We start from the raw sequence: 17,157 nt of genomic DNA on the forward strand, positions 1-17,157 counted from the left end.
ACCGGCCGCGTCCCGGTACTCGCCTCACTGTCGCCGGCACAAGAGCGTGCTTCGGCGTCAGGGCGATCCGGATCAAGCGGCCATCCGGATCACCGAACTGGCGCCCTTCGTCCGGCTCGTCCGGCGGAGGATCGTCAGAAACCCCGACAGTCCGCTCTGGGGGCACCTGGAGGACCGCTGGAGGGTTATCGCGGAGGAGGCGAGGGCGGTCGCCTTCAGCGCCGTGTGCAGCCGGCATGAACGCGCTGCAGCGGCCGAAGTGATGAACATCGACGCCGACTGCTCCGCGCAGGAAATCGTCGTCGTCGTCCTGGCGATGTTCATCCTGTGGCGGGAACGGCCGACCTGCTTCCGCTCCGACAGAGCCTTCCGCCTGCAACTGGCGCGGCGGGTCAGGGCGCTTTCGGGGCGGCATTCCGGGCTCCGCTACGACCACCAGACGGGGACACAGAAGCGCGTCTATCGGGAGATGACCCCGAAGGCCGGGGCGATCCTCGGCCACAAGCTCGCACTCGCATTCGGCGGTGCCGGCCTTCAGCTCGCCATGCTGGAGGAACGGGAGCGGGAGCGAGTACGCCAGACCGTCGAAGACATCAACCAAGCGATCAAGGAACTGAAATGAACCACGACACGAAGACCACGAGGAAGACGATGGAGAACGACCTCGGATACGACCCGCGTCCGGGCCGGCCGCTCGGCTCTACGAAGGAGGCGAGGGAGGTACGGGAGCGCATGAAGGCCGACAATAGGAAGGCTGCAAAGCGCGGCTGGGCCACGCGGCGGCGCGAGGCGGCAATCCTCGACCGCATGATCGCGGACGCCGTCGCAAGGGACAACCGCTGATGAGGATGGACGTGAAGGCAGGACACTGGGCGGCAGTCTGGGAAGATCGATCGGTGGGGCGCGGGGAGATCATCGTCGACGAACTCTTCCGCGCTCGTCAGGGCGACCTGGACCGGGCTCATGTGCGGGTTCTCGCGAGCGCTTTGACCGGCGGGGGGCAGCTCGACCCGCTCTGCGTCTGGCAGGACCCTTCGCGCACCGACGGTGCCCTCGTGCTGCTCGATGGGGCGCACCGACTGGGGGCGTACTGGGCCGTCAAGCGGGAGGGAGGCATCCTCGTCCGTGTCGCGCTGTGTGATCGGCGGACAGCGTTGCTGATCGCGGCGGCGGCGAACTCCAAGGACAAGCTTCCGCTGCACTACTCCGAGAAGGCGGACATGGCTTGGCGGCTGGTGCGGCAGGACGACGCCCGTTACTCGAAGCCGGAGATTGCTTCGGCCACGACGGTCTCGCTCCGCACCGTGGCGACCATGCGGAGCCGCTGGCGGCAGATGAAGGAGGAAGGACGAGAACCGACCGGAAGCTGGGGTAGAGACCGACGAGACCTCACGGCCGACTGGACCCCGGAAAGGGAGCTGGAGGGCGCCGCGAGGGACAGGAAGATAAAGGAGCTGTCCAAAGCCATTCTCGACGTTGTCGGGCGGACCGCCCGGCACGACGAAAACCTCGTTGCGGAAATTCTTCAGGCCGCGTTCGGCAGACGCCTGCGGAACATGGCCGAGTACCTCTATGGCGACGTCGATGAGTGGACGGACTTCGATCCTCCCCGGACAGCCGGCTCAATGAGCGCGGATCAGGACGAGGACGAGGACACAGACTTCTAGGCGGCTTCTAAGCCGGGACCTGTGCAGCCCATGGGGGTGCATTTTGCACGGGTCCCGGCGGCTCTAAGCTGCCCACAATCCTCACTGCTATGCGGTCGGACCGTTGAATAAGTTGCCCATTACGGCCCTTCAAGGCATTTCACATAACCGGGAGCCGCCACGGCTGGAGCGGTTGCAGCCCCCCAGACATGTGCCTCAGACGGTAAGGTTTTCTGGAGTGCCGGACTTGATGGCACCTAAGAGGGGCACACTTGGATGTTTGATGGTTTCCGAATAGCTATGGGTATTTCGGCCACCTTGTTCGATAGATAGTGTGGGTTGCGCCAGAAAGCTTGAAGCTTCGAGACTCCCAAATATCTTTCCCATCATTGTATTTCTCAATATCCGGAAGTGATGTGTAGACGTCCTTGTGTATCATAACGGAATAAGGATATTTTCGAACGTCAGACAATTTCGCAGCCATGTTTGGTGGTCTGCCTATCCAAATTAGGTCGTTGTTGTTTCGGATTCCAGCTCGAACTGTTCTACTTGTTCCATAGTCGACTCCGACGCCGCACTTGAGCTTAATTCCGTTTTTTGAGATTGATGTGAACTTTTTATAAGCCTTTGGCCCGAGTATATTTTCCACCGTGTAAAATATTTCTCTTGCGCATTTGGTGGCGTTTGTCTGCGACATGTCCCCGACAAAAACGCCCATAACGCGGTCGCCATCAAAGCTACGTATCTCGCCTCGATATGCCCGAATTAGACGAGTTGAGGTATCTAAGAATGCCCGTATTATCTTTGCGGTTGTCTCCCATGGGCAATGACGGGCTAGCTCTGAAGATCCTGCTAAATCTGCGTACAAAAAAGAGGCATCAAGGTTAACTGCTTGATTTTTGCTGACACTGTCCGTGGTCGGTACGACCGTTCCGTCGCGAACATCGAATGATGAACCAAAATGACCATCTACCCAAATCTCCAAGTCTTCCTTCCAAGCCATCTCAACTCCAGAGGGTCAATGCGCCGGTTACGGCTTGTGAAGCAATCCACACCGTCGGAAACAAGAACCCCCCAACAGTCAGCCACATAGCAAGGCGGAACCGACGAAACTTCGTCGCAGCAATGCGAGCGTTTACGTAGGTTTGTTCGGCGAGGTCACGGCAGTAAGGCGTCGGGTCATCTGTCAGCACCATCTTCGATTTCAGCGCCAGAAGCAGAGATCCTGAACCCATCATCGCAATGTCGCCAGTAAAAGCGACGTTGCCCCCAATTTTGCGAACCTCATCCGGGATAGGGGTCAGTCGGGGCAAGAAGGATAACATAGCTACAATGCCCGCCAAGCCCAGAGTGGCGCCAACGCTAAACATATAGACACGCCATTGCCATGCAATTTCTTCGCCCGATATCGCCGCCATGCCCACTATGAGGGCGAAGTTTAGAGTTATCAGAGCACCGTTCTTCGCCTCCGCAAAATGCACTTGATGATGCGCAAGATCCAGTAGCCGATTAAGCTGATCTTGATATTCAGAAAGCCGCGCCATGAAATCCTCCACCGAAATTAGAGCATCCAGAATCGGGAGCAGACAAGAGCCGCGCCGTGTTACACACAAGTTTCGCTTTCGATTCCCCCAAGAAGGAAATCAGCAAAATTCTGTTGCCGGCGCCGAAAGCGCCGAAGTAGGCCCGTATGCTTTCTACTAAGCTCGCCCAGCGGCAGAATGTCCGCATTCCATCATGCTCTAAGTCATCCCCGGCACGATCGCTGCGGGCGCGACCGAGAGAGTCCTTCTCGCGCCGACAACGCGGAGGCTGCTTTTCCGTGCCACCTTGCCCATTGCAGCGAATCGCTACGTGCTGACCGGCTCAGCTAGCTCCCGCACAAGAACAAGTGCGGGAATGAACGTCACACCGCCAACGGCGGCAGCGGGATCGCGGCGATGGCCGCTGCCATATCTTTCACGTCGAAATGCCGGTACCGCGCGGCGACGGATGCGGCGGCGTGTCCTTGGATGGCATCCGCTAGGCTGTCCGAGACGCCTCGCCGGGAGGCGGCGCTCTTGAACCAGTGGCGGAAGGCGTGGGCAGGGGCTTTGCGCGGGTCGGTGAAGCCCGCCGCGCGTATCCACGTCGACAGCCGGTTCGAAACACCCTTGCTGGCGTGTCGCCGGGACGCCCTCCCGGATGATCGGCGGTAGAAGAGCGGACCTTGCCCGCGCTCCCGGACGAAGTCCAGAAACCCGGCTTCGACAAGTGCGGGGTGCAGCGGCACGGTTCGTTCGCTGCCCTCGTTCTTCAGGCTTCCGCCGTCCTCTGCCGGGGCGATGACCATAACCCAATGCCCCTCGACTTCCCTGATGCGGCTTCCCCAGAGCTGCACGATCTCGCCCACGCGGGCACCTGTCCCGGCAAGGAGCCACGGCAGCCAGCGACGGGCCTGGTCGCTCTCCTTATCAGCTAGGGCAAGCAGCCGGGCGACCTCCTGATCGCTGTAGGGCTGCTGCCCGGTGCCGGCGCGGTTCCGGACGATCACGCGGACGCCTTCGGCGGGATTGTCCGTGAGCAGCTTGTTGCTGACCGCGTAGTTGAGCAGCGCCTTGGCCGAACCGAGGTAGCTGTCGTTGATCGTCTTGGCGCTGCGGCCCCGCGCCACTGCCGCGTCCTTCCACGCCACGATATCGTCGCTGGTTATGCGCCGGATGTCGTTCGCCTTGGAGCCAAGATGCTCCTTCAGGAAACGCACGTTACCCGACCACGTCGAGCGCGTGCTGGCGGCAGGCATCGCCTCCTTGCTCCAGCGGTCGAAGAGATCGTCCAGCGAAATGGCCGTGCCTATCGAACCAACGGCCACGGGAGGGAACCGGCTCGCCTTGGGGTCGGGAGAGTAGTCACCGGAAGCATTCCGCTTCAGAGCCCAGCCGGCGTCCGTCGCGGCCTGCTCGACCTGCGCCAGGAGGCGGGCGCGGGTCTCCGGATCGACTGCAAGGCCGTGCTTCTGGAGGACCCAGTTGGTCAGCCACCCGAAGCGCCGTTCCAGCGCCTCGATCGGTTCGACCGTCCTCGGCAGCGTGTTCACCCCCGAAGTCAGCTCTTCGCCGAATGCGGCGTACGCATCGCCGGGAGCCGGAAGGCGGGCGGCGTCGAACAGCGGAACATTGAGCAGCCGCCCTTCCTTGGCCGCGCGATTGAACGCCTTGAACGCGGCCCAGTTTTCGGGAGTGCCGGGGTTCTCCTCGAACTTCTCGACGACCAGCCGATAGACCTCGCCCGACAAGCCCACGAGCTGCCGCTGCGACAGCGACGCGGGACCGCTTCTCCACGCTGCGAACTGCTGGTTCACCTGAGTGTTCGCGGCGGCGCTGCGGACCTTCGCGACGTTCGGGTCGCGGGTGCGGAGGCTGAACTTGATGAAAGTGCCGGCCGTCGCAGACACCGTGACCGGCGGTTCGGTACTTGCCGCCGGTAGCTCGACAAGGACCAGCTTGCCGCGAGCGACTTGCGCGATATCCGCCGGGACGCGGCACCTGAACTGAAGGAAGGACGAATTTTCCCGCGTCGTCGGTCTCGGCATCCGAAGTACCATTGTGACCCGCTCCTGTGACCCAGTGCGCGGGCTGAAAATCCTTAGATATCAGGGTTTCAATGGCTTAGGGAAGCCTTGGTGCCCAGGAGAGGACTCGAACCTCCACGCCTTGCGGCACACGGACCTGAACCGTGCGCGTCTACCAATTCCGCCACCTGGGCAGGTGCGAGGCTTCGTTTATGCGGGGCGCCGGGTGGTGTCAATGCGGGAGTGGGGAGAAATCGAGCTTATTTTCAACGTCGTGCGCGGGGGCGTGCGGGCGGGGCGGGTGTCGCTGCGGAAGGCGGCCGGCGGCGACCGCCGACGGGTGCCCGTGCCTATCGCCGCGATTGGCGCCGACCGTCGATCGGCCCGCCGTTGGCGGGCCGGGGAGGTTCTTCGGGGGGATGCGGATCGGGAAGGGAGGAGGCCGGCGGCCGTCAGCCCCCGCCGGCGCCGCCAAGTCTTGCCGTCGCGCGCTGCCGCCCGCGCCTTGCCTCAGCCGAGGATGTCCTTCGAGGCCACGGTGGAATCGGCGTTGAGGCGGTAGATCACCGGCACGCCGGTGCCGAGTTCCATCTTCACCACCTCGTCCTTCGACAGGCCGTCGAGCGCCATGATCAGGGCGCGCAGCGAATTGCCGTGGGCGGCGACGAGCACGGTCTGCCCGCGCAGCACGTGCGGCTGGATGTCGTGCAGGTAATAGGGCCAGACGCGGGCGCCGGTGTCCTTCAGGCTCTCGCCGCCGGGCGGCGCGATGTCGTAGGAGCGGCGCCAGACATGGACCTGCTCCTCGCCCCATTTCGCCCGCGCGTCGTCCTTGTTGAGGCCCGACAGGTCGCCATAGTCGCGCTCGTTCAGCGCCTGGTCGCGGATGGTCTCGAGGCCGGGCTGGCCGACGGCGTCCAGGATGTGGGCGCAGGTGACCTGGGCGCGCGAGAGCGCGGAGGTATAGGCGATGTCGAAGGAGAGGCCGCGCGCCTTCAGCGCCCGGCCGGCGGCCTTCGCCTCCTCGTGGCCCTTCTCGGTCAGGCCCGGGTCGCGCCAGCCCGTGAACAGGTTCTTCAGGTTCCATTCGCTCTGGCCGTGACGGACGAGCACCAGCGTTCCGGACATGGGCGGCTCCTATGCTTGCAGGTTCTTGAGGGAAGAGGCGGGGCGGGCGCGGCGCCCGGCGGCCGGGCAGGGGGCCATGGTCAGGCGATCCCGAGCACGTCGAGCATCGAGAACAGGCCGGGCTTGCGGCCGCGTGCCCAGAGTGCCGCGCGCACGGCGCCGCGGGCGAAGATGGTGCGGTTCTCGGCGATGTGGGAGAGCACGATGCGTTCGCCCTCGCCCGCGAAGACCACCGAATGCTCGCCGATCACCGAGCCGCCGCGCAGCGTGGCGAAGCCGATCGAGCCTTCCGGCCGCGGCCCCGTGTGGCCGTCGCGGCTGCGCACGGCGTGTTCGGCGAGATCGATGCCGCGCCCTTCGGCAGCCTGCGCGCCGAGCAGCAGCGCGGTGCCCGAGGGCGCGTCGACCTTGTGGCGGTGGTGCATCTCGAGGATCTCGATGTCGAAATCGGGGCCGAGCGCGCGCGCCGCCTGGCGCACCAGCGCGCCGAGCAGGTTGACGCCGAGGCTCATGTTGCCCGACTTGACGATGGTGGCGTGGCGGGCGGCCGCCGCGATGGCCGCGTCCTCGTCCGGTCCGCAGCCGGTGGTGCCGATGACGTGGACGATGCGCGCCTGCGCGGCATAGCCGGCGAACTCGACGGAGGCCTTCGGCGAGGTGAAGTCGAGCACGCCGTCGGCCGCCGCGAAGGCGGGCAGCGGGTCGTCGCCGATCGGGACCCCGAGCGGGCCGACGCCCGCCAGTTCGCCGGCGTCGCGGCCGAGATGCGGCGAGCCGGGACGCTCGACCGCGGCTGCCACCGAAACGCCGTCGATGGCGTGGATGGCCCGCACCAGCGCCTGGCCCATGCGCCCGCCGGCGCCGACCACCACCAGCCTCATGTCGCTCATGCCTTCCTCCGCCTGCCCCGCCGGCCGAGGGTGACCGGCTCCGGCGCGGGAATGTCGCGCACGATGTCGAAGTTCACCCGGCTCTGCATCTGGTAGAAGCGATGATAGATGCCGAACTCGTCGGCCAGCAATTCCTCGTGGGTGCCTTCCTCGATCAGGTGGCCGGCCTCCAGCACCAGGATGCGGTCGGCATTGACCACGGTCGACAGCCGGTGCGCGATGACGATCGTGGTGCGGCCCACCATCACCGTCTCCAGCGCCTTCTGCACCTTCGCTTCGGATTCGTTGTCGAGCGCCGAGGTCGCCTCGTCGAGCAGCAGGATCGGCGCCTTGCGCACGATGGCGCGGGCGATCGACAGGCGCTGGCGCTGGCCGCCCGAGAAGGTCATGCCGTTCTCGCCGACCGGCGTGTCGTAGCCGCGCGGCAGGGCGCGCACGAAGTCGTCGGCCTGGGCCAGCCGTGCCGCTTCCTCCACCTCCGCGTCGGTGGCGTCGGGACGGCCGTAGCGGATGTTGTCGCGGATCGTGCCTTCGAAGAGATAGGGCTGCTGCGAGACATAGGCGATGGAGCGGCGCAGCGACTGCTTGGTGACGCCGGCGATGTTCTGCCCGTCGATGGTGATGGCGCCGTCCCACACGTCGTAGAAGCGCTGCATCAGCGCGATGATGGTGGACTTGCCGGCCCCCGAGGTGCCGACGATGGCGGTGGTGCGGCCGGCGGCCGCCGTGAAGCTCACCCCGTTCAGCACCGGCTGGCCCGGTGCATAGCCGAACACGACGCGGTCGAAGCGGATCTCGCCGGCTGCGGGCGAAAGCTCGGCGGCGTCGGCGGCGTCGCGCTGCAGCGGCTCGACGTCGAGGATCTCGTAGATCATGCGCGCATTGACGAGCGAGCGCTCGAGGTTGACCTGCACCCGCGCCAGCCGCCGCGCCGGATCGTAGGCGAGCAGCAGCGCGGCGATGAAGGAGAAGACGGCGCCGGGCGGCTCGCCCGCCACCGACGCGCGGTAGCCGGCATAGGCGATGACGCCGGCGATGGCGAAGCCCGCCAGCACCTCCGAGATCGGCGTCATGCGCTCCGACACGCGGGCGATCTTGTTGGCCTTGTGCTCGGCGATGGTGATCAGCTGGTCGAGCTTGCCGCGCAGCTGGTCCTCCATCGTGAAGGCCTTGACGATGGCGATGCCCTGCGTGGCCTCCTGCACGGCGCCGATCAGCCGCGAATTGTACTCGATCGATTCGCGCGTGATGACGCGCACGCGCCGCATCAGGTAGTTGACGGCGAAGATCATCGGCGGGCCGATCAGCAGCGCGAACAGCGACAGCAGCGGATCCTGGAACACCATGACGCCCACCAGCGCGATCAGCGAGATCGCGTCGCGGGCGATCGAAGTGATGGTCATGTTGAGCAGATCGCGGATGCCGCCGACGTTCTGGTTGATCCGCGCCGCGAGTTCGGCCGAGCGGGTGTCGGCGAAGAAGTCGATGCCGAGCCGCATCAGATGGTCGAACATCCGCCGCTGGTAGCGCGCGACGAGGTTGTTGCCGACCTTCGCCAGCAGGACCGACTGCAGATAGGTGGCGAAACCGCGCACGACGAAGGCCGCCGCGATCGAGCCCGAGATGATCATGATGAGGTCGTAGCGCCGCTCGTAGAAGATCGAGTTGACGACGTCGTTCATGATCCAGGCGGAGAAGGCGGTCGTGGCGGCGACGGCGAGCAGGCAGGCCACCGCGATCGAATAGGTGCCGACATATTCCCGCCCGTTCTCGCGGAAGATGCGGACGAGCAGCGAGACGATCTCGTCCTGCCTCACCCGCCGGGTCGCGGTCTCGTCAAGAGCCAAAGTGGGATCCGATCCTCGCATTGTCCCGCGGCGCGGCGAGCGGCGGACGGGAACCAAAAAGTCCGGCTCCCTTTAGAGCCTTTCCCCGGCGTTGGGAACCGCCCTGTTCCACGCCCCGCGCGGCCTGCGGTCGCGGCGGCCGCACCGGATCGCGCCCGGCCACGGCGCGTCAGCGCGCCGGCCAGCGCCGGCCGCGCGTCTCGACGCCGAAACGGGCGGGCGTGCGGGCATAGGCGGCGAGCCCGGTCAGCGCCGCCAGCGGATGGGTGATGACGTAGATCGGGATCGCCTTCAGAAGCGCGCTGTGCGGCGCCTTGTCCTCGAAGGCCTCGCGGAAGCGGGGATGCTTCAGCGCCGCGACGATCTTCTGCGCGATGCCGCCGGTGAGATAGACGCCGCCGCGGCTCATGAACACCAGCGCGAGATCGCCGGCGATGCGCCCGAGGCAGGTCACGAACATCTCGAGCGCCTCGACGGCGATCGCGTCGCTGCCGGCGAGGCCGGCGGTGGTGATCTCGGCCGGCGTCGTGAAGGGCGCTTCCTTCGCGTCCGCGCGGGCGATGGCGCGGTAGACGTTGACGAGGCCGCGGCCGCAGAGCAGCTGCTCGCCGGAGATCCGCCCCTCGATCCGCTCGATGTGCGGGAAGACCTCGAAGTCGCGCGGGGTGCGCGGACCCATGTCCATGTGGCCGCCTTCGCCCGGAACCGGGATCCAGGTGCGGCAGGCATGGATCAGCCCTGCCACGCCGAGGCCGGTGCCGGGTCCGAGCACGACGCGGCTGGCGTCCGGCTCGGCCTCGCCGGCGCCGATCTTGACCATGTGCTCCTCGCCCAGCGCCACCACGGCAAGCGCCTGCGCCTCGAAATCGTTGAGGAGGACGATGTCCTCGAGCCCGAGCGTCCGGCGCATCTCCAGCGGCCGCACGACCCAGTCGCAATTGGTCAGGTCGACCTCGTCGCCGTCGATCGGCCCGGCGACGGCGAGCACCGCCGAGCGCGGCATGATCGAGGTGCGGTCGAGGATCGAGGCCTGGATGGCCTCGTCGATGTTGGCGAAATCCGCCGTCTGGACGATGGGGAATTCCTTCGGCTCGGCATAGGAATCGACCAGCAGCGCGAAGCGCGCGTTGGTCCCGCCGATGTCGCCGATCAGCACCGGGAACTTCAGCACGTGGGTGGTGTCGATCGACTGGGCCATTTCGTCTTCAACCGTTCTGGCCCGGAGCGCCGGCTCCGGTCCGCCTGAGAGTGTTTGCCGCCGACAGAACGATCTCGGCCGTCGCCCGGTTCAGCGCCATCGGGATATCATAGACCGTGGCGAGCCGCATCAGCGCCTTTACGTCGACGTCGTGCGGCAGCGGGGTGAGCGGATCGACGAAGAAGACCAGCACGTCGATCCGGCCCTCCGCGATCAGCGCGCCGATCTGCTGGTCGCCGCCGAGCGGACCGCTCTTCATGCGGGTCACCGTCAGCGCCGGGCAGGCCTCGACGATCCGGCCGCCGGTCGTGCCCGTGGCCACGAGGTCGCAGCCGGCGAGGAAACCGGCATGCGCCTGCGCGAAGGCGACGAGGTCGTCCTTCTTCTGGTCGTGCGCGATCAGCGCGAGACGCAGTCTTTCCGCCACGGTCCTCTGGTCCTCTCCGGTCGGGCCATCGCCTGCACCTAAACCGATTTAGCACCGATTGCAACGAAGTGGACCCCGTCTGCCCTGGGCGTCAGGGCTGCGGACGGGGCGTCGGAACGGGAATGTCTCCAGACGGCACGGGTGCCGCAGCGCTGGCGGCGACCGTGACGGAGACCGAGGCCACCGCCGGCCGGCCGGAACCGTCGACCGTCACGGCGGCCTCCGACGGCGGCGAGGGCGCCTTCAGCACGGCGCGGCAGGCCGCGGGCAGGGCGGCCATCGTCATGATGTCGCGTGCCTTCGGCGCGTCGGGGTTCTTGTTGGGCCGCCACGGTTCCTCGGTGAACCACCAGGCGAGCGACTTGTCGCAGCCCTCGCTCGCCGGCACGGCCTGCTGGCCCTTGCAGCCTTCCGAGCCCGGCTGGCAGCCGATGCGGATGTGGAAATGCGAATCATGGCCCCAGAACGGCCGCACCTTGCGAAGCCAGGTGCGGTCGCCCTTCACGGTGTCGCAGAGCTTCTTCTTGATGCCCGGATGGACGAGGATGCGCTCGACCTCGCCATAGCTCGCCGCGCGCTTCAGCACCGCGACATGCGCCGGGGTCCAGGCCCTGTCGTCGACCAGCAGCGTGCCGTCCTTGATCATCGAGCGGGAGGACACGGTCTCGCGCTCCTGTTCGGAGAGCCGCCGGTCCGGCATCGGCGTGAACCAGATGTCGGCGTCGAGGCCGATCTGGTGCGAGGCATGGCCCGACAGCATCGGTCCGCCGCGCGGCTGCGAGATGTCGCCGACGAGCAGCCCGTTCCAGCCGTCCTTCGCCGCGTCGCGCGCGAAGCGTTCGAGCAGCGAGATCATCGCGGGGTGGCCCCAGCGGCGGTTGCGCGACAGGCGCATGGCCTGCCAGTTGGGGCCGTCGACGGCGATCGCCATGCCGCCGGCGAAGCAGCCCTTGGAATAGAAGCCGTAGGATTCGGGCGCCGTGGCCGCCGGCAGCTTCTGCGCGCCGAACAGCGTCTTGGCCAGCGGCTCGGCGGCGACGGCCGGTGCCGGCGAGAGGATCGCTCCGGCAAGGGCTGCCGCGAGCGCCGCGGCACGCATCAGGTAAGCCGTCTGTCTCATCGCCGGACGATCTCCGCCGTTGGTGGCCTTTTCGAGACCGCGCCGGGTCGTTTCCGCCGGTCTCTCCATGGCCGCAGCCTGTGGCGCTCCGGTTACCGAAACCTTAACGCGGCCGCTCGAATGCGAATCATACCAGCTTTCGCCGCGTCGTCCGAATCTCGTCCGGTTCGCCGCGCCAGTCGTCCTCGCGCCACATGCGCGTCAGCGCCGTCTCGTAGTCGGGATAGCCGAAGTCGAAGCCGGTCTGGCGGATCTTCGCGTTGGAGACGCGCTTGTTCTCGCCCCAGAAGGACAGGGCCATCGGCGACAGCGCCGCCTCCTCGAAGGGGACTTCCGGCGGCGGCGCGACGCCCATCAGCGACGCGGCGAAGGTGATCACGTCCTGCGGCGGGCAGGGGCGGTCGTCGGTGACGTTGTAGATGCCGCCGAGACCGCGCGTGCCGAGATGCTCGAGCGCCGCGGCGATGTCGGCGACGTGGATGCGGTTGAACACCTGGCCCTCGCGGATGACCCGCTTCGCCGTGCCGCCGGCAAGGTTCACCAGCGCATTGCGGCCGGGGCCGTAGATGCCCGACAGCCGCAGCACGGCCACCGGCACGCCGCGTTCGCGGCCGAGGTCGAGCCAGCCGGCCTCCGCCTTCAGCCGTTCGGTGGAGCGCTGGGCGCTCGGCCGGCATTCGCCGTCCTCGGTCACCCAGGCGCCGTCATGGTCGCCATAGACGCCGACGGTCGAGAGATAGCCGATCCATTCGAGCGCCGGCATGGCGGCGAGAATCGTCTCCCGCGCCGCGGCCAGCACGGGGTCCTCGCCGTTCTGCGGGCCGGCCGACACGACGAGATGCGTGGTCCCGGCGAGAAGCGCCTGCGCCTCGGGCGACGGCGCCGCGCCGTCGAAGAGCACCGGCCGCATGCCGTCGCGCGACAGCGCGTCGAGCTTGCCCTCCGAACGGGTGGTGCCGGCGATCCATTCGGCCCTGCCGGCCATGCGCCTCGCGAAGGCCCGGCCGGAATAGCCGGCGCCGAAGATGAAGATCCTCATGCGGTGACGTCCTCGTGCTGGTCGGTGGTTGCGAGCGCGGCGCGCCATTCGTCGGCGGTCTCGGGATCTGTGCCGTGCGCGGCGTGCAGGCGGCGCAGGTCGTCCGGTCCCAGGAGACGGGCTGCAGCCCAGATCGCTGCGCCGCGCACCAGCGGCGAGGGGTCGCCGACGAGATCGGCGCAGCGCCGGCCGAGCGCGGCGTCGCCGGAGTTTCCGGCCGCGATCAGCACGTTGCGGAGGAAGCGGTCGCGGCCGATGCGCTTGATCGGCGAGCCGGAGAAGGCTTCGCGGAAGCCCGCGTCGTCGAGGCCGAGCAGGTCGGCGAGCGGCGGCGCGCGGCGGTCGTCGCGCGCGGCGAGCCTGGCTTCGGAGGCGGTGCGGGCGAACTTGTTCCAGGGGCAGGCGGCCAGGCAGTCGTCGCAGCCATAGATGCGGTTGCCGATCCTCCCGCGGAATTCGAGCGGGATCGGTCCCTTGTGCTCGATGGTCAGGTAGGAGATGCAGCGCCGCGCATCGAGCTGGTAGGGCGCCGGGAAGGCGTCGGTCGGGCAGATGTCGAGGCAGGCGCGGCACGAGCCGCAATGGTCCCGCTCGGGCTCGTCGGGGGCAAGGTCGGCCGTCGTGAAGATCGAGCCCAGGAACAGCCAGGAGCCGAAGTCGCGGCTGACGAGGTTGGTGTGCCTGCCCTGCCAGCCGAGGCCGGCCGCGGCGGCGAGCGGCTTTTCCATCACCGGGGCGGTGTCGACGAACACCTTCACGTCCGCGCCGGCGCGGGCCGCGAACCGGCCGGCGACAATCTTGAGCCGGCCCTTCATGACGTCGTGATAGTCGCGGTTCTGCGCATAGACCGAAATCGCCGCGCGGGAGCGCTGCTGAAGCACCGCCAGCGGGTCGTGCTCCGGCCCGTAATTCATGCCGAGCATGACGACGCTGCGCACCTCGCCCCAGAGCCGGCGCGGCGAACTCCGCCGCTCCAGGGTCTCGGGGATCCAGTCCATGGTGCCGTGACGCCCCTGGCGGACGAATTCGGCCAGCCTTGCAGCGGCATGGGGGGCGGCATCGGGGGTCGTCACCCGCAGCACGTCGAAGCCGGCGTCGCGGGCGGCCGCGTCGAGAAAGGCCCGCAGCCGGCTCCCGTCGGGCCGTGCGGCGCCGCCGCTCATCAGAAGTCGAGATCCGCGTAGTGCGACACCGGCGGCAGGCCTGACATCCGGTCGGCCAGCAGCGGCCGGAACGAGGGCCGCGACTTGATGCGGACGTACCAGTCGCGGGCCGCGGGATAGTCGCTCCAGTCGATCTCGCCCAGATAGTCGAGCACCGACAGCGACCCGGCGGCGGCGAGATCGGCATAGCTCATCGTGTCGCCCGCCAGCCAGTCGCGGGTGCCGGCCAGCCAGTTGGTGTATTTCATGTGCGGCTTCAGGTTGGACCGGGCCACCCGGATCGCCTGCGCGTCCGGCGAACCGCCGCCCTGCTCGCGCGGCATCAGCGGCTTGAAGGCGCGCTCGCGGGCGAGGTGCTTCGTCACCTCGGCCTCCGTCTTGCCGAGATACCAGTCGACCAGCCGGCGGGCTTCGGCCCGCGCGAAGGGGTTTTCGGCGAAGAGCCGCCGTTCGCGCTTGATGGCGCCGCGCGTCTCGTCGATGTATTCGGCGATCACGGTCGCCCCGACGATCGCGGCGTCGCCTTCGGCCAGCAGCACCGGCAGGCTGCCGGCCGGGTTCAGCGCCAGGAACTCCTTGCGCCGGACCCAGGGCTTCTCCTCGATGAGGGCCAGTTCCTCGCCGTATTCGCCGAAGGCGAGGCGGACGAAGCGGCAGGAGGCGTCGAGCGGATGATGGAACAAAGTCAGCATGAGGCGGACTGGATACAACCCTGTGGCGTTTTCGCGGCTGCGGCGCTAAGAGCGACCGGCGCTCCGAAGCGTCCCGCAGCCCGGTCGCGAGCAAGGCCCGTGCTATAGGGGCATGCGGGCATCATGACAAGCAAGCCGCGTTCAATCGCACACTCGAACGGAATTCCCGGATGGACAGCCAGAGCATCGTCGGAGCCCTCCTTCTCGGCCTGCTGGAGGGGCTGACGGAGTTCATCCCCGTCTCCTCGACCGGCCACATCCTGCTCGCCGGCCACTTCCTCGGCTTCGAATCGGCCGGCAAGTCCTTCGAGGTGCTGATCCAGCTCGGCGCGATCCTCGCCATCCTGACGGTCTATTTCGGCCGGCTGTGGAACCTGCTGATCGCGCTGCCCGCCGATGCGCGGGCGCGGCGCTTCGTCCTCGGCATCCTGATCGCCTTCCTGCCCGCCGCCGTCATCGGCGCGATGGCGCACGGCTTCATCAAGGCGGTGCTGTTCGAGACGCCGATGCTGATCTGCGTCATGCTGATCCTCGGCGGCATCATCCTCCTGTGGGTGGACCGCTGGGCGCTGAAGCCGCGCTACACCGACGTGATGGACTATCCGCTCGGACTGTGCCTGAAGATCGGCCTGTTCCAGTGCCTGGCGATGATCCCCGGCACCTCGCGCTCCGGCGCCACCATCGTCGGCGCGCTCCTGATGGGGACCGACAAGCGCTCGGCGGCGGAGTTCTCGTTCTTCCTCGCCATGCCCACCATGGCCGGCGCCTTCGCCTACGACCTCTACAAGAACCGCGACATCCTCTCCACCGACGACCTGCTGCTCATCGGCGTCGGCTTCGTGGCCTCCTTCGTCGTGGCGGTGTTCGTGGTCCGCTCGCTGCTCGACTTCGTGTCGAAGCGCGGCTACGCGCTGTTCGGCTGGTGGCGCCTCGTGGTCGGCACGGTCGGGCTTGCAGCGCTGATGATCTGGGGCTGAGGCGGGAGGGCGACGTCCGGCCTCTCCGGTCGCATCTTCGCCCGCTTTTCAGCACCGAACAGGCGGTTGGAACGTCGAACCGCCGTCATCCTCGGGCTTGTCCCGAGGATCTGCATCGCCCTGAAAAGTTGGCGTCCGAACCGTCGATGCGACCACGGGAGCTGCGCGACCGGGATGCGCAGCAGATCCTCGGGACAAGCCCGAGGATGACGGCGTGTGGCTTCGTCAGGCCCCCGGACGCATCTTCGCCCGCGTTTCAGCACCGAGGAGGCGGTTGGAACGTCGAACCGCCGTCATCCTCGGGCTTGTCCCGAGGATCTGCTCCGTCCTGAAAAGTTGGCGCTTTCGAACCGTCGATGTGCCCACGGGAGCTGCGCGACCCGCAAGCGCAGCAGATCCTCGGGACAGGCCCGGGATGACGGCGCGGGAGCGGCAGCGGTCGGCGGTCAGTGCGTGACGGTGCCGGTCGAATACTGGCCGGTGCGGCGGAAGCGCCAGAGATAGGTCGGCAGGATCGCCTCCAGCGACTGCGGCCGGATGCCGAGGCCCTGCAGCGTGCGGCCGTCGCGGATCGCTGCCTCCGAGACGACGTTGTCGACGGCGAGCTGCTTCAGCTGGTCGGTGGTCAGGAGCGGGTTCGGCAGCATCTCGAGCACCGACGCCTGCAGGCGCGCCACGGGCCAGGGAACGCTGACCAGCCAGCGCTTGCGCTCGATGACCTCGAGCATCGTCTCCATGCATTCGCGGAAGGTGAGCACCTGCGGGCCGCCGAGATCGTAGCTCGCGCCGCCGGCGATCTTTCCGTCGGCCGCACGCGCGGCCACTTCGGCGACGTCGCCGACATAGACCGGCTGGAACTTCGTCGTGCCGCCGCCGATCAGCGGCAGCACGGGCGAGAAGCGCGCCATCTCGGCGAAGCGGTTGAAGAAGGAATCCTCGGGTCCGAAGACGATCGAGGGGCGCAGGATCACCGCGTCGGGGACGGCGTCGAGCACGGCCGCGACGCCGGCGGCCTTGCTGCGGGCGTATTCGGACTGCGACTGAGCGTCCGCGCCGATCGCGCTGATCTGGGTCATCGAGATGCCGTTGGCGCGGCAGACCTCGGCGATCGCCTGGGCGCCGAAGGCCTGAACGGACGAGAAGCGCTGGCGCCCGCCCTCGTGCAGGATGCCGACGCAGTTGATCGCGTAGTCGGCCCCGTCGAGAGCCCGCTCGATCGACCAGCGATAGCGCAGATTGGCCTGGATCGGCTGGATCTGGCCGACATTGCCGAGCGGCTGGAGATGGCCGGCGAGATCGGGGCGACGGCAGGCGACGCGCACGAGGTAGCCGCGCTTGGCCAGCGCCCGCACGATGTGCCGGCCGACGAAGCCGGAGCCTCCGAACACGGTGACCAGCCTGGGCGTGGATGCGATCAGCGCCATCGAACCTTCCTCGTCTCACTCTGCCCGCGCCGACGCGCCGCGCCGGGGCCGGATGC

The 17,157-nt window shown here is 67.4% G+C and carries 17 protein-coding genes and 1 tRNA gene; 4 read left to right on the top strand and 14 right to left on the bottom strand.

The window, feature by feature from the left end; genetic code table 11:
- Positions 1 to 46: 46 nt before the first annotated feature.
- Genes IAI54_RS24215 through IAI54_RS24225 form a run of 3 tightly spaced genes read left to right on the top strand, consistent with a single transcriptional unit; the run spans position 47 to position 1,667 of the window.
- Positions 47 to 622 carry a hypothetical protein gene (locus tag IAI54_RS24215; protein WP_187969611.1) on the top strand — a complete coding sequence of 192 codons (576 nt, stop codon included), beginning with the start codon at positions 47 to 49 and terminating at the stop codon, positions 620 to 622.
- A complete protein-coding gene (locus IAI54_RS24220) occupies positions 619 to 843 on the top strand; it encodes a hypothetical protein (RefSeq protein WP_187969612.1) in 225 nt (74 codons plus the stop codon). The genes IAI54_RS24215 and IAI54_RS24220 overlap by 4 nt, the downstream gene beginning before the upstream one ends.
- On the top strand, positions 843 to 1,667 hold the full coding sequence (locus tag IAI54_RS24225; protein ID WP_187969613.1) for a ParB N-terminal domain-containing protein: 825 nt from the start codon (positions 843 to 845) through the stop codon (positions 1,665 to 1,667). Before IAI54_RS24220 ends, IAI54_RS24225 begins: the two co-directional genes overlap by 1 nt.
- 277 nt (positions 1,668 to 1,944) lie before the next feature.
- Here the strand turns inward: IAI54_RS24225 and IAI54_RS24230 are convergent, their stop codons facing one another.
- The 13 genes from IAI54_RS24230 to IAI54_RS24290 form a co-directional block, all read right to left on the bottom strand.
- Positions 1,945 to 2,649 carry an adenylate/guanylate cyclase domain-containing protein gene (locus IAI54_RS24230; RefSeq protein WP_187969614.1) on the bottom strand — a complete coding sequence of 235 codons (705 nt, stop codon included), beginning with the start codon at positions 2,647 to 2,649 and terminating at the stop codon, positions 1,945 to 1,947.
- A 1-nt stretch (position 2,650) separates the two neighbouring features.
- Positions 2,651 to 3,190, bottom strand: coding sequence for a Pycsar system effector family protein (locus tag IAI54_RS24235; protein WP_187969615.1), 540 nt, complete (start codon positions 3,188 to 3,190; stop codon positions 2,651 to 2,653).
- A gap of 362 nt (positions 3,191 to 3,552) precedes the next feature.
- Complete coding sequence (locus IAI54_RS24240) at positions 3,553 to 5,229, bottom strand: tyrosine-type recombinase/integrase (protein WP_187969616.1); 1,677 nt, start codon at positions 5,227 to 5,229, stop codon at positions 3,553 to 3,555.
- A 76-nt stretch (positions 5,230 to 5,305) separates the two neighbouring features.
- Positions 5,306 to 5,390 (bottom strand) — tRNA-Leu (locus IAI54_RS24245).
- A 316-nt stretch (positions 5,391 to 5,706) separates the two neighbouring features.
- Positions 5,707 to 6,324 (bottom strand): 2,3-bisphosphoglycerate-dependent phosphoglycerate mutase, encoded by a 618-nt coding sequence (locus tag IAI54_RS24250; RefSeq protein ID WP_187969617.1) that lies wholly within the window; start codon positions 6,322 to 6,324, stop codon positions 5,707 to 5,709.
- Between the two features lie 80 nt (positions 6,325 to 6,404).
- Entirely contained in the window at positions 6,405 to 7,214 is an 810-nt protein-coding gene (gene dapB, locus IAI54_RS24255) for a 4-hydroxy-tetrahydrodipicolinate reductase (RefSeq protein WP_187969618.1), read from the bottom strand.
- Positions 7,211 to 9,082: an ABC transporter ATP-binding protein gene (locus IAI54_RS24260; protein ID WP_187969619.1), complete on the bottom strand. Its 1,872-nt coding sequence runs from the start codon at positions 9,080 to 9,082 to the stop codon at positions 7,211 to 7,213. Before IAI54_RS24260 ends, dapB begins: the two co-directional genes overlap by 4 nt.
- A gap of 148 nt (positions 9,083 to 9,230) precedes the next feature.
- Complete coding sequence (locus IAI54_RS24265; protein ID WP_187969620.1) at positions 9,231 to 10,259, bottom strand: glucokinase; 1,029 nt, start codon at positions 10,257 to 10,259, stop codon at positions 9,231 to 9,233.
- Positions 10,260 to 10,266: 7 nt separating this feature from the next.
- On the bottom strand, positions 10,267 to 10,686 hold the full coding sequence (locus IAI54_RS24270) for a methylglyoxal synthase (protein WP_187969621.1): 420 nt from the start codon (positions 10,684 to 10,686) through the stop codon (positions 10,267 to 10,269).
- 91 nt (positions 10,687 to 10,777) lie between these two features.
- Positions 10,778 to 11,806 (bottom strand): penicillin-insensitive murein endopeptidase, encoded by a 1,029-nt coding sequence (mepA, locus tag IAI54_RS24275; protein WP_187969622.1) that lies wholly within the window; start codon positions 11,804 to 11,806, stop codon positions 10,778 to 10,780.
- Between the two features lie 127 nt (positions 11,807 to 11,933).
- Positions 11,934 to 12,845, bottom strand: a complete 912-nt coding sequence (locus IAI54_RS24280) for an SDR family oxidoreductase (RefSeq protein WP_187969623.1) — start codon at positions 12,843 to 12,845, stop codon at positions 11,934 to 11,936.
- Positions 12,842 to 14,008 carry a tRNA epoxyqueuosine(34) reductase QueG gene (gene queG / locus IAI54_RS24285; protein WP_187969624.1) on the bottom strand — a complete coding sequence of 389 codons (1,167 nt, stop codon included), beginning with the start codon at positions 14,006 to 14,008 and terminating at the stop codon, positions 12,842 to 12,844. Before queG ends, IAI54_RS24280 begins: the two co-directional genes overlap by 4 nt.
- Positions 14,008 to 14,700, bottom strand: a complete 693-nt coding sequence (locus tag IAI54_RS24290) for a glutathione S-transferase family protein (RefSeq protein ID WP_187969625.1) — start codon at positions 14,698 to 14,700, stop codon at positions 14,008 to 14,010. Before IAI54_RS24290 ends, queG begins: the two co-directional genes overlap by 1 nt.
- A gap of 170 nt (positions 14,701 to 14,870) precedes the next feature.
- Here IAI54_RS24290 and IAI54_RS24295 point away from each other — a divergent pair, with 170 nt between their 5' ends.
- On the top strand, positions 14,871 to 15,677 hold the full coding sequence (locus IAI54_RS24295; protein ID WP_187969626.1) for an undecaprenyl-diphosphate phosphatase: 807 nt from the start codon (positions 14,871 to 14,873) through the stop codon (positions 15,675 to 15,677).
- Between the two features lie 446 nt (positions 15,678 to 16,123).
- Here the strand turns inward: IAI54_RS24295 and IAI54_RS24300 are convergent, their stop codons facing one another.
- Complete coding sequence (locus tag IAI54_RS24300; RefSeq protein WP_187969627.1) at positions 16,124 to 17,101, bottom strand: complex I NDUFA9 subunit family protein; 978 nt, start codon at positions 17,099 to 17,101, stop codon at positions 16,124 to 16,126.
- Between the last annotated feature and the right edge of the window lie 56 nt (positions 17,102 to 17,157).

The organism is Aquibium microcysteis (genome assembly GCF_014495845.1).
In the GTDB taxonomy this organism is placed as follows: domain Bacteria; phylum Pseudomonadota; class Alphaproteobacteria; order Rhizobiales; family Rhizobiaceae; genus Aquibium; species Aquibium microcysteis.

What these genes read in the sequence shown, in the direction of transcription:
- IAI54_RS24220 (WP_187969612.1), top strand. Translation starts at nt 619, where the DNA reads ATGAACCACGACACGAAGACCACGAGGAAGACGATGGAGAACGACCTC.
- IAI54_RS24225 (WP_187969613.1), top strand. Translation starts at nt 843, where the DNA reads ATGAGGATGGACGTGAAGGCAGGACACTGGGCGGCAGTCTGGGAAGAT.
- IAI54_RS24230 (WP_187969614.1), bottom strand. Translation starts at nt 2,649, where the DNA reads ATGGCTTGGAAGGAAGACTTGGAGATTTGGGTAGATGGTCATTTTGGT.
- IAI54_RS24235 (WP_187969615.1), bottom strand. Translation starts at nt 3,190, where the DNA reads ATGGCGCGGCTTTCTGAATATCAAGATCAGCTTAATCGGCTACTGGAT.
- IAI54_RS24240 (WP_187969616.1), bottom strand. Translation starts at nt 5,229, where the DNA reads ATGGTACTTCGGATGCCGAGACCGACGACGCGGGAAAATTCGTCCTTC.
- IAI54_RS24250 (WP_187969617.1), bottom strand. Translation starts at nt 6,324, where the DNA reads ATGTCCGGAACGCTGGTGCTCGTCCGTCACGGCCAGAGCGAATGGAAC.
- dapB (WP_187969618.1), bottom strand. Translation starts at nt 7,214, where the DNA reads ATGAGCGACATGAGGCTGGTGGTGGTCGGCGCCGGCGGGCGCATGGGC.
- IAI54_RS24260 (WP_187969619.1), bottom strand. Translation starts at nt 9,082, where the DNA reads ATGCGAGGATCGGATCCCACTTTGGCTCTTGACGAGACCGCGACCCGG.
- IAI54_RS24265 (WP_187969620.1), bottom strand. Translation starts at nt 10,259, where the DNA reads ATGGCCCAGTCGATCGACACCACCCACGTGCTGAAGTTCCCGGTGCTG.
- mepA (WP_187969622.1), bottom strand. Translation starts at nt 11,806, where the DNA reads ATGAGACAGACGGCTTACCTGATGCGTGCCGCGGCGCTCGCGGCAGCC.
- IAI54_RS24280 (WP_187969623.1), bottom strand. Translation starts at nt 12,845, where the DNA reads ATGAGGATCTTCATCTTCGGCGCCGGCTATTCCGGCCGGGCCTTCGCG.
- queG (WP_187969624.1), bottom strand. Translation starts at nt 14,008, where the DNA reads ATGAGCGGCGGCGCCGCACGGCCCGACGGGAGCCGGCTGCGGGCCTTT.
- IAI54_RS24290 (WP_187969625.1), bottom strand. Translation starts at nt 14,700, where the DNA reads ATGCTGACTTTGTTCCATCATCCGCTCGACGCCTCCTGCCGCTTCGTC.
- IAI54_RS24295 (WP_187969626.1), top strand. Translation starts at nt 14,871, where the DNA reads ATGGACAGCCAGAGCATCGTCGGAGCCCTCCTTCTCGGCCTGCTGGAG.
- IAI54_RS24300 (WP_187969627.1), bottom strand. Translation starts at nt 17,101, where the DNA reads ATGGCGCTGATCGCATCCACGCCCAGGCTGGTCACCGTGTTCGGAGGC.